This window comes from Flavobacterium sp. YJ01 (assembly GCF_029320955.1).
Taxonomy (GTDB): Bacteria; Bacteroidota; Bacteroidia; order Flavobacteriales; family Flavobacteriaceae; genus Flavobacterium.
The window spans coordinates 4,941,844-4,957,807 of record NZ_CP119757.1 but is presented as its reverse complement, the minus strand read 5'-3'; the positions used below and the strand labels follow the sequence as shown (position 1 = coordinate 4,957,807).

Here is a 15,964-nt window from a genome sequence, read left to right as displayed (position 1 = left end):
GAGTATTATGGTATTTCATAACTCATAACTCATAACTATTTCTTGATCTTTTTCTCCGGCGGTGCCACAAAATTCAATTTGCTTTTTCCTAAATCTTTAGACGTTGCAATGGCAATTCCTCTTTGTTCTGCTTTGTTAACGGCACAATAAAAATGATAGACAACGCCATCATGTTTTACCACAAATGATTTATGAGCAAACAAATCGTCGTATGGTTCTGATGATTTAACTAAGTCATCGCCTTTCCAATCGGTCCAGTTTACTAAATCATTTGAAACGGCAAAACGGTTAAATGCACCTTGATTCCAACCTGTCCAAAAAGCACCAAAATAGAACATTACCCAAGTATCATTAATACGCTGAATATAAGCATCTCCCGAAATTCCTTTGTGATGGTTGATTAAAGGTTTGTCGCCATAACGTTTCCATGTTTTCATATCGTTTGAAACCGCCATCGCAATACGCTCGGCACCTTTTGCAGGATTGATACTATCGCCACGGGCATTATAATACATGATGAAATTATGTCCCGTTAGTTTATCTTTATCACGGATTACGCTGTTTTTGTACATCGTACTATTATCCCACCATTTGGCGTCTTTGTCTTTTGGTGTTAAAACCGGATTTTCTAATCTTTGGAATTCGTGTGGTTTGGTCGGAGCTTCTTTCGTATAAGCCATTCCGATTGATAGAACGCCTGCTTCGTAACCTTTACTGTCTCCGCCAAAATAACTCATCCAGTATTTGTCATCGTATTTTTCCCATTCGTAGCTTCCGCCCCAAGTTGGATCTTGTAACGAAATATATCCTGCTTTTTGGTTGACATCCCAGTGTTTTTCATTTTCTGAGAAAGACATTACTTTTCCTAGATATTTCCAGTCTAATAAATTTTCGCTTTCTGCTAACCAAGTTTCATAACCTCTTCCGTCGTAAATTAAATACGTCATATACCATTTTTCGTCTTTTCTAAATACACTCGGACAGTCCATTTTATATGAGTTGTCGGTAGGAACCATCACCAAACCGTATTTATAAGGAGTTTTGATTTCTTCGTAAATCTCCTGCATTACGCCATCGGTAATTTCTCTTTTCTTGTATTTAGTTGCACAGCTGGTTATAGCAAATGCTGAAATGGTTAGGATTAGGTATTTAATTTTCATTTTTATATTTTTTTTCATGAAGGCACTAAGGCGAAAAGTTTTTTTGTTTTGGAACGATTTAATCTCGCAATCCCGATAGCCATCGGGAGCAGAGTCGCAAAGTTTCTATTTTCTATTTCTATACTCTATATTCTAAAATCTTGCTGTATCTTGCTTCTTGCATCTTTCTTCTTTCCACTCTCTTTTATTTCTTCAACTCTTTTAATTTAGAATTCATCACATCTTTATTCAATTTTACCTTGACCATTCCTGTTGGATGAAACCTTTTCTTCAAATCGATTGCATTATAAACTATAGTGTAAACATCATTTCCTTCTGGGATTAAACACAATGGCGTTCTCATAATATCCCACCATTTATCAACTTTGGTTTCGATTGGTAAATAATGTGCTTCTGCCCAATTAACCCCGTCTGCTGATAATGAGTACGCAATCATGTTTGGTAAATGATGTCCCCAGCCGTCTGGGCCTCCGTCGAAAATCGCGATGTACAGACCGTTTGGTAATTGACTAACAATCGGATTTTCTACAAACTGTGGATGCATGGTTTTAATTGGTTCCAGACCTTTATTCATTCTCAACCAAGGGCCTTCTAAACTTTTTGATTCGGCTAAAGCCACAAACCAGCCTTTTCCTGATTTCTTCGGATAATCTGCCCATGAATTGAATGGATACGCACCGCTGTAAAATCCGAAGTATTTGTCGCCAACCTGATACGGAAAAAATGAAGCAACACCCTGACGTCCTTCCCAAGGCTGAGAATCTAGTCCAGGTTCCATAATGATTCCCATATCTTTATAAGGTCCGCCGATTCCGTTGATTCCGTCTACAGTTGATTCACAACGCCAGATTCTTCCGAAAGAATGATTCGGTTCTATTTCTTTACTAACGGTATACGCCAAATAATAACCATACCATTTATTTGCTTTTTCATTAAAAACTGGCATGTACGACCAAATAGCTGCACGACGATCATTCATTGGATTATCGTCTTCAGTAACGGCATAAGTTCCACTTGCTTGATAAATTGTCGATTCTCTTTTCCAATGAATAGCATCTTTACTTGTCCAATGTCCAATTTTGGTTTTTACACGATCATAATAGTAATCAACTCCTTTTTCTCCTGCTCTTTCGGTTGGAAACATATGATACGTATCGCCAACTTTTACTACACGTCCACCTTCAAAACCGCCTTGGATTCCTTCTGTTCCCGACATTCCTTCATCAATGACAGGTTTGTTTTCCCCTTCGATAACTTCAAAAAGCGGTTTTTCATCCGAAAATCCTTCAACGATAAAAGTTGGATTCCAAAGTTTTCCGTCTGGGAAATTGGCATTTCTCGGTTCTAATTTCTCAGAAGCTTTTACAACTCCAAAAAAGGCAAATAATCCTTTTCCAAAGTTTAATGTTTGTGTTCCTTTTGAGAAAGAAATCGCATAAACATTTACACTTGGTAATCCTGTCACAGTAGCTCCGTTTTCTAAAATTAATTTAGCATTTTGAAGTTTATCAGCTTGAAGATATTCTGAATTATTTTCTTGAAAAATACCAATCAAAACCGTAACAGATTCTTTAAACTTTAATTGTAATGGAGTATTAGTTCCATTTTTATATTTATCTAAATGAAGTTCAATACCTGCCAAACCTTGCAATTCTGGAGATAATCGAACAATATTATGTTTGCTTCCAGAAAATACATGAGCGTATTGTGTGGTTTTGAACTTTTTGTAATTTGATTTTACTATTTCAAATGGCGCTGGTTTCCATGCGGTGTTTTGTGCTGTGGCTTGGATGCAGACAGTTAATAGCATTAAGAATGCTGTTTTTAATTTGAAGTTGTATTTTGTTTTTTTTGAAAACATTGGTTTTTATTTTTTATTAACTCTGAATTTCTTCAATCTTGTCATTTCGAGGAACGAGACTCGAGCGATAGCGAACAGGCGAAGCAAATCTTCGCGAGAAACTCTACAAAGATTGGCGACATTCGGTGCGGAGCTACTTGCGAAGATTTCTCCTTACGTCGAAATGATAAACTGTACGTGACAATCTTTGTAGTTACGAGCGTGATTGTCTTCGTCTATTCGCTATCGCTCGAGTCTCCTTCGTCGGAATGACAAACTGGACATTATAAACTAGGGGCTAATTACTAATCACTCATAACTCATAACTTATAACTTATAACTTATAAAGCCTTATAACTCACTTTATACTCCACATTTGGTTTTACAATCAATTGATATTTGTTTTTTGCTAATTCTGTAATGGTTCCTGAGTTTGTTTTTGGTTTGCTGGCACTTTCAAAAATCAATTTTCCTTCTCCTTCACCTGCTTTTACTTTGATTTCTTTGGTACTGCAATACACAGCAACTTCTCCGTTTGGTGTTGGCACTTTTCCTTCCATCCATTTTAAACCGCCAAGATTTGGTTTGATTTCGTATTGGGAATAACCCGGAGCAGTTGGTTTTACACCTAAATAATATTTACCTAATAAGTAAATCGGACTTGCACCCCAAGCGTGGCAAAGACTTTTTCCGTAAGGACGACCGTACATTGTTAAATGCTCTGTTCCTTTTTTATTCGGATTGTATTCTTCCCAGAAAGATGTTGCGCCTTCATTCAGCATTCCGCCCCAATAATCTTTCATTTCTTTTAAAACGTAGTTTTGTTCGCCCATTGCGCATAATGCTTCTAACTCATAAAAACGCATATATGGAGTTGTGATTTGAAGAACATCTTTATTAAGCAATACTTTATTTTTTACGCTTTGTTTTTGCTCTTCATTAAAATAATTGAAGAAAATACCGAACATATTAGCGTATCTGGTTACAATATTTTGCATTTTACCATCGATACGTTGGTGTTTCATTACGTTTTCTTTTTTATCCCAAAAGACATCAAATAATTTGGTTTTTAAATCATCTCCTAATTTTTGATATTGCTTTTGGTCTTCGGTTTTACCAGCGATTTCAGCACTTACAGCCATAGCTTCTAAACTTCTTGCTAAAAGCATCTGCTCAAAACTAACTTCACCCGTTTTTGGAAGTCCATCTGCCCAATCAATAAAAACCCAGTCTCCTTCTAAAGGTTCCAAGAATCCGTTTTTGTTTCTTCTTTCTAGACAGAAATCCATAAGAGATTTCATTCTCGGATAAAAAGTTTTGATGAATTTCGTATCGCCCGTGTGCAGATAATAATCGTAAACACCTACAAACCAATACAGCGAATAATCCATAATGATATTTACGTGAGCTGTGACAGGATCTTTTCCGCGAAGCGCTAACAGCGTACGCTCTACCGAAGCCGAATCAAAGAACAAATAATAATTCATTAAATAACTTTGATAAGCGTCGCCCGACCAAACCCAGCGGTCACGTTTGATTCCATCAATAAAAAATTCACGAGAAGTTAAATGCATCGTGTAAGCCGACACATCCCAAATTTTATTCAATTGTTCATCAGAAGATTTGAATGCTCCACGATAATCCAGTGGCAAATATTCATAAAGCATTGAAATCGAATCGTATTTTACACCTGCATCTGCTTGAACCTGAACATAACGGAATGCTTTTGATCCATCATGTGTATAAGTTTCAGACTGCTTTCCATCAAAAGATAAATGATCTAAAGTTTCACATTTGGCAGAATCCAAAGCTTCTTCACGAGATTCTCCATAATAAAGTGCTAGTTTGCCTTTACCTTTTAAACCGTGAATTTTAATATAGCCGAAAGTTTCTTTACCAAAATCTACTAATTGACCATTTCCTGTTTTTTCTGTCTTTTTAGCACTTAAAGGTTTGGTTGTTAATTTAAATCCTGAAGGTTTGTTTTCTGGTGAATTAAAATTCCAAGAACCAACAGGAACCCATGGCGTACCAGATTGTTGCGCTTTTCCAGTTTCGTCAATCCAAAGTTTATCTTCGTTGGTTACTTTCCAAGAAGCATCAGATTTAACATATTGACCTGAAATATAAATAGCTGGCAACACTTCCTGATTGTACACTTTAAAGGAAATTTTGTGTTTTCCGGCAGGAACTGCGATTGATTTTGGCTGTCCGTAAATTTGAACGCCATCTAAAAGCAATTGAAAAGGTCCTTCTGAGAAGATTTTAACTTCGTCTGGTTGCGGAATATCTACTTCTGTTTGAAAAGTAACCAAAGCATAAGGGCTGTAATATTGCCAAAGCGGAGGAAACACAGCTTCGCGTTCTGTACGTCTTACTTGCATTTTATTGCTTAACCAAACTTCAAAATCTCCTGGATACCAGATCCATGTCGCTTCTTTTGGCTTTTCTTGTGCTGACGACAACGAACAACAAAGAAGAGCAACAAAAAGAAGTAAAGTCTTAAAAATTGAAAAGCGGTTTAGCATAGTTAGTGTATTTTTGGGACTAAAGATAAGTGTTATTTTTACATTTCACAACCTGCACTATCCTGCTATTTCATAAAAAATAATACTTTTTGATAATTTTTTAAGGGAAAAATTATGGCTTATCACTTTTTTAGTATTAAAAAAAATGATGTTATAATTTTATGGGGCACGGATGAAACGGATTCGCTATCGCGAAGACGCGGACAAAAACGGATTTTATTTTTTAAACACATAGAAACATAGAATTGCTTTGCCTATAAAAGGCGTTTCACTTTCATAAATACACATAGCTATGTGTTAATGACTAGTCATTATTTATTCTCTATTTCGCTAAGTAAAAAAATCTATGTTTCTATGTGTTTAAAAAATTCTCGTCAATTAGCGTCTTCGCGATAGCGAATCCGTTTTATCCGTGTTCTAATTTAGAATTACAATCTAAGCAATCATCCTTTCAGATTCATTTTCATCTTCTAAAATATAATTAGAAGGCGTTTTTCCTAAATGCTTTTTAAACATATAAATAAAGGCACTAGTAGTTTCATAACCTAAATTGAAGGCGATTTCTTTAATAGATTGTTTTTCGCCCAAACGTTTTATAGCTTCTAATAATTTTAAACGCGTACGCCAGTCGCTGAAATTCATTCCCAATTCTTTGATGAATAACCGAGACAAAGTTCTAGTGCTCATAAAAGAAATTTCGGCGTAATATTCAATTGTATTTTTGCTGGCAATATCTTCCATTAAAAGTTCGACTACTTTTTGCAGTCTTTCGTTATTTGTTGTAGGCAAAAAAGTCGCACTTGGCTCGATTAAAGCCAATTCGTCTAAGAAAACAGAAATGATTCTTTTTTGTGGCGGAGTGAGGTTTCCTTCAACTCCAAAAGAAATAATTTTAAAAACCAACTGTTTTAAGAACATTGGAATATCAAAAGAAAAACTGTTTGTTGGCAATCCTTCCATAAAAGAAGGATCAATAAAAACGCTGTAGTAATTAACGTCTTTCTGAAAAGTAACCTGATGTTCTACTCCGCCCGGAAGCCACAAACCCTGCAAAGGATTCACAACCCAAATATGATTGCCTACTACAACGTTCATCACGCCACGAGTTGCATAGATCAGTTGACCTCTTGGGTGTGAGTGCGAAACACACATTTCGTTGGTTACCATTTCAGTATAGCCAATAACAGGAATCGATGGATCAACTCTGTATCCATGTTCTTGCGCCATTCGATATGTCCGAATCTGGTTATTCATTGTCCAAATATAGCAATTCTGACATTAGTATTCTTTTAATCTTTGCAAAAAATAATACAGCTGTTGTTTTTTAACCTAATTTAAAAATCAAAAAAATACCACATGGACACCATTAAAGCAAATCCTGACATAGTTAAAAAAACCACTTATTCGATCTTATTCATCATCAGTTTTTCTCATTTAATTAATGATCTTTTACAAGCTGTTGTTCCTTCTATTTATCCGCTTTTAAAAGATAATTTTAGTTTAAGTTTTACTCAAATTGGCATTATTACTTTGACTTATCAAATGGTAGCCTCTATTTTACAGCCGTTTGTGGGAATGTATACCGATAAAAATTCTAGACCATACTCGCTTATTGTTGGAATGTGCTTTACAATGATCGGATTATTTTTGGTTTCTATTTCGACTAATTTTACTTTTTTACTACTTTCAGTAAGTTTAATCGGAATTGGATCTTCTATTTTTCACCCAGAATCTTCTCGCGTAGCCCATTTAGCTTCAGGCGGAAAAAAAGGATTAGCACAGTCTATCTTTCAATTAGGAGGAAATGCTGGAAGCGCTATCGGTCCTTTATTGGCGGCTTTTATCATTATTCCACACGGACAGAGTTTTGTAGCTTGGTTCTGCATTATTGCTTTAGTCGGCATTTTTGCATTGTATAAAATTGCCGTTTGGTACACGGCACATTTATCTGAGAGAAACGCTAACAAATCGGCATATAAAGTTGAAACGTATCATTTATCAAAAAATAAAGTTATTGTTTCGTTAGTTGTTTTATTGATTCTGATTTTCTCTAAGTTTTTCTACATGAGCAGTATTACAAGTTATTATACTTTCTTTTTGATTGATAAATTCCATATTTCAATTCAGCAGTCTCAAGTCTATTTATTCTTGTTCTCTGGTGCTGTTGCAGCTGGAACTTTAATTGGTGGGCCAATTGGAGACAGATACGGCAGAAAATATGTAATCTGGGTTTCAATTCTTGGCGTTGCTCCGTTTACTTTATTACTTCCTTACGTTTCTTTATTTTGGGTTGGAACTTTATCTGTAATTATCGGATTAATTCTTTCTTCTGCTTTCTCTGCTATTTTAGTTTACGCAACTGAATTATTGCCTGGAAAGGTCGGACTTGTTGCTGGTCTTTTCTTCGGATTTGCTTTCGGAATGGGCGGTTTAGGTTCTGCTATTTTAGGAAAAATTGCCGATGCTACAAGTATTGAATATGTGTTTAAGATTTGCGCTTTTCTTCCTTTAATTGGGATTCTTACTGGATTCTTGCCTAATTTGGAGAAGAAAAAGAAGGTTGAGTAATTTTTTAATCTCGCAAAGTCGCTAAGACGCAAAGTTTTATTTTTAATTTAAGATTTTAATTGCGTCCAGTTTAGCTGGACGAAAACAATAAACAAAGCTCAAAAGGCTTTAGCCAAATATCTACAATTTAACTAAAGCCTTTTTCTATTTGTATTATACATACCTCCAGTTAAAACTGGAGGCAACTTATAAAATAGCTTTGCTTTATTTATAATCTTTTTTAAAACATAGCCCGTGGTTTCAACCACGGGAAACGTATTTTGGTAAACGTAATGTTACACATTTCGTTCCCGTAGTTGAAACCACGGGTTATGTTTGAAATTCTTTGAATTTATTAATTACCATTAAAAACCAAATACAAAACCAAAATCGTCAATCCCAACAAACCAAATAAAAGCTTTACCTTTTTACTAGTTTTAGGAATATCTGTTTCATCTGAAACATTAACTTCAGGATTTTTATCGGTTAAAGAAATAATCACTGCTGTAATTAAAAGCACAGCAAAAATGTAAAATGAAATCAATAAAAAGTGAGGCCAAACTGGATATTTATCGGCAGGGAAAATCCATAGATATAAAACCCCAATAAGCAAACTAAAAGCAGAACCCCAAGAAAGCGTTGCGTTTACGGCTTTTTTAGTGGTGCGTTTCCAGAAAACACTCAAAAGGAAAACAACAGATAACGAAGGTGCCAAGAAACCTAAAACCGCCTGAAAAATGTTGAATAAATTTTGTCCTTTGATATTGTCAATTGCAACGGCAATTAGAATCGCAAAAACACATCCTGCAGCAATTGTTAATCGGCCAATTTTAATTTGATCCTGAATAGTTGCCGTCGGGTTGATTTTCTTCACATAAATATCATTCGTAAAAACGGTGCTTAAAGCATTTAATGAAGAACCAATTGTTCCCACCAAAACTGCAATCATAACACAGATTACCAAACCATTCATTCCGCTTGGAAAAAGATTCGTAACCATTGTCATATAAGCCAAATCAGAATTGCTTCCTAATTCAGGATATAATGCATAACACAAAATTCCAGGAAGAATAAACAACGGCAAAGCCATCACTTTCAGCCATCCAATAAAGTTTACTCCCAATTGTCCCTGTTCTAGGTTTTTCGCACCTAAAACACTCTGAACCATCGATTGATCAGTACAGAAAAAAGCAACAGCAGCAACCGGATATCCTAACAAAATAGCAGGCCACGGATAATGCGCATCATCTGAAGGACGAACTAAATTCCAAAAGTTTGATGGTGTTTTTGCAATTAAAACATCAATTCCTCCTAATTTCTGTAAACCTAAAAAGGAAAGTGTCAATGAAACCACAATCAGCAGAATCATCTGAAAAACATTCACTTTTGCAATCGCTTTCAATCCTCCAGCAAATGTAAAAATTCCAGAGAAAATCACTAAAACAGTAACGCTCTGCCACATCGGAATTCCTAAAATCTGACGCACTAAAACACCTCCGCTGAATAATCCTAAAGACAGCCAGCTTACTAATATTTTTACCAAAGCGTACCAAGCCAAAATATTCTGTGTACTGTCGCCGTAGCGTTTCCCCATATATTCGGGCATCGTACTTACTTTACTAGCAATATATCTTGGTGCAAAAACCATTGCCAAAAGCAGTAAAAACACAAAAGCATACCATTCAAAATTTCCCGCTACAATTCCCGTAGCGTAACCAATACTTGCAAAAGCCAATAATGACGAAGGCCCAACGTTGGTTCCCCACATATTAAACCCGATGCTGTACCAGTTTAAAGAGTTTCCGGCAAGAAAAAGTGTTTCGTTTTTCTTTCTCTGCTTCATACTTACCACATATCCAATGACTAATAAAGCCACTAAATAACCAGCAACAATTACAAAATCGAGCGTGGTTAATTTATCGTAGATACTGTTCATAATCCGTATTCGTTAAGAATATCGGTAATTTTAACCGGCATTCCAGTTTGCAAAGATTTGTCCATTGCTTGTAATAAAGCCACAGTTCCAATTCCTTCTTCCATATTTGGATAAGCTTCAAAACCTTGCTCGATACTGTCTGTAAAATATTCTAAATAATTCTGATATTCCCCGCCATGATGACTTTGTCCTTCAAAACGGAAATAATATTTTATCGTGCTATCGCCCCAAGTAATTACTTTTTCTTCACCCGTTTTGTCTGTAACGGCATAACGCAATTCATGATAATCTGCCTGACTTGCTCCTTCTGTTGCTCTTAAAATCGTGCTCATTCCGCTGTCACGTTGTGCTGGCTGAGTTGGCGAAGTGTAAACACCGCTTACGCGAGCAATTCTTCCATCGGTAGCTTTGAAAATAAAATGCATCGTATCTTCATTTTTCAAACCTGCATTTTGTCCGTTACTGCTGATCATTCCGTACCCCATTACTTCCTGAATATTTGGCAAATACCATCTTATAAAATCTACAGGATGACTCAAACCTCCGTACAACCATTTAAACGATTGCAAAAGCGACCATTCTTTCTTCAAAAACCATCTGTGATCGGCGTGATATTGAGCCTCGATTGTAATTAAATCTCCAATTAAACCTGCTTCATAATCAGCTCTTTGTCTTTTGGCTGGTTCGAAGAAACGAGAACTTTGCCCAATGAAAACTTTCTTTCCAGTTGATTTGCTTAATTCTAGCAATTCTTTAGCATCCGAAAGATCATCAATAAACGGTTTTGTGCAAACGACATGTTTTCCGTGCAGTAAAGCTTGTTTTACATGTTGTGCATGTAGATGATCGGGTGTATAAATCGCGATAATATCAATTGACGAATCATTCAATAAATCATCGTAATTGGTGGTGTACGAATGAAAATCGAATTCTTTTGCTCGCTGTTTGCACAATTCTTCGTTTCGGTCGCATATTTTAACAAGTTCTAGTTTTGAACTTTCTATAGCAGCCGACATTGTGCTTCGTCCTTCTCCAAGTCCTAGAATGGCTATTTTTAACATTGGTCTTTATTTTAGGTTTTTGATAGTTATGAATATCCTAACAGGTTTCCAAAACCTGTTAGGTATGTTTTTTAAGCCACAGATTGAAAGGATTAACACAGATTAAAAAAATCATTTTAATTCTTTTAATCTGTGGCTAATATTTCTTTGAACGTAAGAATACCTAACAGGTTTTGGAAACCTGTTAGGATACTACATATTATTTCGTTTCTACTTTGTTTAAGAAAATCCAGGTTTCGTCTGGTTTTGCGCCTTCAATTCCAGATTGGTATTTTTTCATTAAGGCGTTCCAATCGTCTACACGAGGATTATTTTGAGTTGTTTTTGGATTTAGTTTATCCAGATTTTCTCCTTTTGGAATACTAATTACCAAAATTAATTGTCTGTCTTTTTTGAAAACCTGCAATTGTTGGAAATCGGCGTTACAGAAACCTTTGGCTACTTCTGGCCATTTTTCGAATTGCGTTTTATGATACTCCACATATTCTTTTTGGAGTTTTTCATCGGCAGGAAGATTCGCTGTTAAAACCACATTTTCCCAATCTGATGCTGGTTTTGAGTCTTTACATCTTTCGAAATTTTGGAAATCATAAACCAAATCTTCATAGATTTTAATTTCTAAAGAAGGAAAAGCACCTGCCAGTTTTCGTTTTGTTCTTTCGGGCTGATTCATTTTTCCGTAAATCACCAAATGATTTTTCCATTGGTACAATTCCTGACCTACAATTCTAAAACCTGTTAAAGTCGATTTGATTTTTTCCATATCAAAATCAGAACCTATCAATTCGATTGCATACGGTTTTGGCATTTCCTGCAATCCCCATTTTTCATCGATTACGACTTCTTTTTCTAAATCTTTATAAGGAGCTCTAATTCCAGCAGCATCTTTTATTTTACTACTTACATACGGATCGTTATGTTCCCAAATATTTCCTTTTGGACCATTATGGTTTTTAAGGATTTTCTTTTCGGCAATCCAGTTGTTTTTGATCGTAAAACCTTCACTTCCTTCATCGGTATACAAATACAGCCATAAAAATGGATCGTGCGCATACGGACTATTGTACACTTTATCAATATAATTTTCTTCGATTCGGCTGTTTGGTTGTGCCGAAAGCGTGTAAATTCCAGCAACATCATGTAAATGTTTCGCATAATGATGAATTTTATTCCCCAGAATTTTATTGTTCTGCATTACGTTTGGCGTATGCGTCCAACCCCATCCCATTGCCATTCCGGAATACGATACATCCGAAATTTCGTTGTGTTCAATCGTAATATTTCGAACAAAACCAGCGCTGATTCCTAAAGTTCCCCAATCTTCATTGGTTACATTGGTGATTAAATTATCAGCAATCACTTCATCCGAGCACATTTCTCTTTCATCTTTTATGATTAAAGGTAAATGCGCTTCAAAAGCTTCTTCAGAGAAAATTCCAACATTGATGGCACTTCCGCCAATATCTTTAAATAAATTTCCTTTTACGGTATTATGATTTGTTCCTTTATTTAAATCTAAACCAGTCGAAGCCAAATGCTCAAAACGACACGATTCAAACTGAATATTGTTAGCATAATTAACTTCAACCGCTGCACGAGGTCTTCCCACCCAGGCCTGATTTTCTAAATTTGCCTGATTTGGCGTTCCTGGAACTTTCAATTTATAAGCGTCTAACAAATATAAACCAGACTGCAACGGCACATGACCTTGCTGCGAAGGACGAAGCCAGTTGCTGTATTGAAACGAAATTCCTTTAAATTGAAAATGATGAACAGGAGAATCGATTGTTCCTTTTACTTCAACCAGATTTTCTAAAACAGGCGCGGTTACAATTGCCGAATTAATATCTTCACCAGCTCTCGGAACATAGTAGATTTTAGCATTTTTCTTGTCTAAATACCATTCTCCAGGTTCATTTAAAAGTGAAAAAGCATTGTTTAAGAAATAAGCTGAATTTCCATTATTTTTAGAAATCCACGGAGCAGGCCACGGATGCTCGCTTTGAATGCGGCTTTCTGGCTCTTCAAACGAAAGTTTGGCACTGTCTTTCTGCACTTCAATATTTTTGATTCGAAGATTAGCACTCGACCACCATTGCACAATAAACATTTCCATTCCCGGTTCAAACTTAACCGACTTATCTTTAAACGGAATCCAACAGGTTTGTTCTTCGTGATTCCACGATAAAATACGCTCCATTGTAGTTCCGGCAGTATTTTTGGCTCTAACGGCTTTTTTGCCATTTACCCACAATTGTCTGTAATCAATAAGACTTCCTGCTTTTTTAGGAGCATCAGTCACCCAAACAGCACCTTTTTTAAGTCCGTTGATAACCGTTGTCGATTTTGTCCAGTTTTTAATTTCGATTCCACCGCTTATAATGGGTCTTGCATTTACATCAGCTTCGATTGTTGTTGGGCTGTCTGCAGTTCCAGAATCTTCAGGACGCACAAATAAAGATTCGTTTAAATAATACGTTCCGTTCATTACTATAATTCGGATTCCGTCTTTTATCGATGGATCTTTTAAACGGCGAAGTTCTCTCGCTTTTCGCATTGCCATATGAACCGTTGCCAACGGACTTGATTTTGTTCCGATGTTCGAATCTTTTCCTGATGGTGAAACCCAGATTTCAGCTCCACTTGCCGAAATTGTGAATACCATTAAAAAAACAATCAGTAATTTGTTGAAGGAAATTAAACGCATTATTTATAGTATTGATTTTTTTCTTGAGATAAAATTACGAGGCATTAATTAAAAACGCTATAATTTTTACAAATAAATGTATTTTTAACACTTTTACCAAATAACTGGGACAATTTAAAAGAATATAAAATGACAAGCATCCTGTACCCTCCTGTATTATTGACTTCAAGACATTCATTTCGAAAATTCGGATTTTAATTATCCTTTCATTTCCGAATCAAAAAAAGTTAAATTCATAAAAAATCTGTGATAAACGCACTAAAACTGTCATTTCATATTATTTTTTTAATAGTTTTGTGTAATCGATTACATTGAGTATTTCAAATTAAAAAACAGTAATTTTATTTATTGAATAAAAATTTCAGTAATAAAAAATTGAATTATTAGTGAATCGGTTTTCCCAAAAAAAGACTTTTAACTATAATAGAATAATAATGAAAACTAACCGAAAAAACCTTTTATGTGTCGCTCTCGCCTCTTTTGCTTTGAGTTTCAATACAGTTTCTGCACAAAAATCTGCTGACACCTATAAAAATATTGAGTTTAAAATGGCTGAAGTTCAAGAGCCTGTAATTCCGCAGTACAGTGTAAATCTAAAAGACTTTGGAGCAGTAAATGGCGGTTACGTTTTAAATACAAAAGCTTTTGCAGAAGCTATTGATGCACTTTCGAAAAAAGGCGGTGGAAAACTGATTATTCCACCTGGAATTTGGCTAACGGGTCCAATCATTCTAAAAAGTAACATTGAACTTCATGCAGAAAGAGGTGCATTAATCAAATTCAGTACCGATAAATCTTTATATCCAATAATCGAAACCAGCTTTGAAGGTTTAAATACATGGCGATGTATCTCTCCTATTTATGGTAAAAATTTAGAAAATATAGCATTTACAGGAAATGGTGTTTGGGATGGTTCTGGTGAAGCTTGGAGACAAGTTAAAAAGAGCAAACTAACAGATGAACAATGGAAGAAATTTGTAGCTTCTGGCGGAGTTTTAAATGAAAAGAAAGACAGCTGGTATCCTTCTGAACAATATTTAAAAGGTGCTAAAGGTGCTGATCAGAACATTCGTCTTGACTTGAAAACGAAAGAAGATTTTGAAGCTATTCATGATTTCTTGCGTCCAGTTTTGGTCAGCATTCAAAATAGTAAAAGAGTGCTATTTGACGGACCTGTTTTTCAAAATTCTCCTGCATGGAATATTCACCCATTATTAATTGAAGATTTAATTGTTCGAAATATAACTGTTCGTAATCCATGGTTTTCTCAAAACGGCGACGGACTTGATGTAGAATCTTGTAAAAATGTAGTAATCGAAAACTCAAGTTTTGATGTGGGTGACGATGCAATCTGCATTAAATCTGGAAAAGATAAAGACGGACGTGACAGAGGTGTTCCATGCGAAAATATCATTGTAAAAAATAATATCGTGTATCACGGTCACGGCGGTGTTACAGTTGGAAGTGAAATGTCTGGCGGTGTAAAAAACCTACACGTTTCTAATTGTACTTTTATGGGAACTGATGTTGGTCTTCGTTTTAAAAGTACTCGCGGGCGTGGCGGTGTTGTAGAAAACGTTTATATCTCGGATGTTTTTATGACCGATATTCCATCTCAGGCAATTTCTTTTGATTTGTATTACGGAGGAAAATCGATCGCTGAGACTTTAGCAGATGGAGGAAATACTGTTAGCACAAAAGCAATTCCAGTAAACGAAGAAACGCCTCAGTTTAAAAATATCGTGATCAAAAACATTACAATCAAAGGCGCTCAGCAAGCGGTATTTTTACAAGGTCTTCCTGAAATGAATTTGGAAAATATTGAAATCACAAACCTGATTGCTAAAGCACAAAAAGGTTTTTCTATAATTGATGCCAACGGAATTAAAATCAACAACGCACAATTGGATATCGAAGCGAAGAATGCTTTCGAAATTTACAATACTAAAAATCTTTCACTGAAAAACATCGAGTTTAATCCTTCTTCATCAAATGCGATTACAATTAATGGTGAAGCGAGCAAAAATATTGATTTGAGCGGCTCTAAGATTAATTTTTCTAAGACGACAACTGTTGATAAAAACGTTCCTAAAAAAGCGGTGAAATTTTAATTTTTTTGAACCATATAAGTGATATAAGTTCAATTTAGCTGGTTCTTAATTAGTTCTCGCAAAGACGCCAAGTC

Annotated in this window: 9 protein-coding genes; 2 read left to right on the top strand and 7 right to left on the bottom strand. The window is 35.5% G+C overall.

Features of this window, described 5'->3' with window-relative positions:
* Positions 1–35: 35 nt before the first annotated feature.
* The 4 genes from P0R33_RS21445 to P0R33_RS21430 form a co-directional block, all read right to left on the bottom strand.
* Positions 36–1,160 (bottom strand): glycosylase, encoded by a 1,125-nt coding sequence (locus P0R33_RS21445; RefSeq protein ID WP_276173199.1) that lies wholly within the window; start codon positions 1,158–1,160, stop codon positions 36–38.
* Positions 1,161–1,344: 184 nt separating this feature from the next.
* Positions 1,345–3,021 (bottom strand): hypothetical protein, encoded by a 1,677-nt coding sequence (locus P0R33_RS21440; RefSeq protein ID WP_276173198.1) that lies wholly within the window; start codon positions 3,019–3,021, stop codon positions 1,345–1,347.
* 320 nt (positions 3,022–3,341) lie between these two features.
* Positions 3,342–5,528: an alpha-rhamnosidase gene (locus P0R33_RS21435; RefSeq protein ID WP_276173197.1), complete on the bottom strand. Its 2,187-nt coding sequence runs from the start codon at positions 5,526–5,528 to the stop codon at positions 3,342–3,344.
* Positions 5,529–5,963: 435 nt separating this feature from the next.
* Positions 5,964–6,755 (bottom strand): helix-turn-helix transcriptional regulator, encoded by a 792-nt coding sequence (locus P0R33_RS21430; protein WP_276173196.1) that lies wholly within the window; start codon positions 6,753–6,755, stop codon positions 5,964–5,966.
* Between the two features lie 129 nt (positions 6,756–6,884).
* On the opposite strand from P0R33_RS21430, the gene P0R33_RS21425 reads away from it, so the two are divergent.
* A complete protein-coding gene (locus tag P0R33_RS21425) occupies positions 6,885–8,096 on the top strand; it encodes an MFS transporter (RefSeq protein WP_276173195.1) in 1,212 nt (403 codons plus the stop codon).
* A 334-nt stretch (positions 8,097–8,430) separates the two neighbouring features.
* Here the strand turns inward: P0R33_RS21425 and P0R33_RS21420 are convergent, their stop codons facing one another.
* The 3 genes from P0R33_RS21420 to P0R33_RS21410 all read right to left on the bottom strand — a co-directional run bounded on the left by P0R33_RS21420 (position 8,431) and on the right by P0R33_RS21410 (position 13,737).
* Positions 8,431–10,011 (bottom strand): sodium:solute symporter, encoded by a 1,581-nt coding sequence (locus P0R33_RS21420; protein WP_276173194.1) that lies wholly within the window; start codon positions 10,009–10,011, stop codon positions 8,431–8,433.
* A complete protein-coding gene (locus tag P0R33_RS21415; RefSeq protein ID WP_276173193.1) occupies positions 10,008–11,072 on the bottom strand; it encodes a Gfo/Idh/MocA family oxidoreductase in 1,065 nt (354 codons plus the stop codon). The genes P0R33_RS21420 and P0R33_RS21415 overlap by 4 nt, the downstream gene beginning before the upstream one ends.
* A gap of 199 nt (positions 11,073–11,271) precedes the next feature.
* Positions 11,272–13,737, bottom strand: coding sequence for a right-handed parallel beta-helix repeat-containing protein (locus P0R33_RS21410; RefSeq protein WP_276173192.1), 2,466 nt, complete (start codon positions 13,735–13,737; stop codon positions 11,272–11,274).
* 476 nt (positions 13,738–14,213) lie between these two features.
* Here P0R33_RS21410 and P0R33_RS21405 point away from each other — a divergent pair, with 476 nt between their 5' ends.
* Positions 14,214–15,890, top strand: coding sequence for a glycoside hydrolase family 28 protein (locus tag P0R33_RS21405; protein ID WP_276173191.1), 1,677 nt, complete (start codon positions 14,214–14,216; stop codon positions 15,888–15,890).
* Positions 15,891–15,964 lie beyond the last annotated feature (74 nt).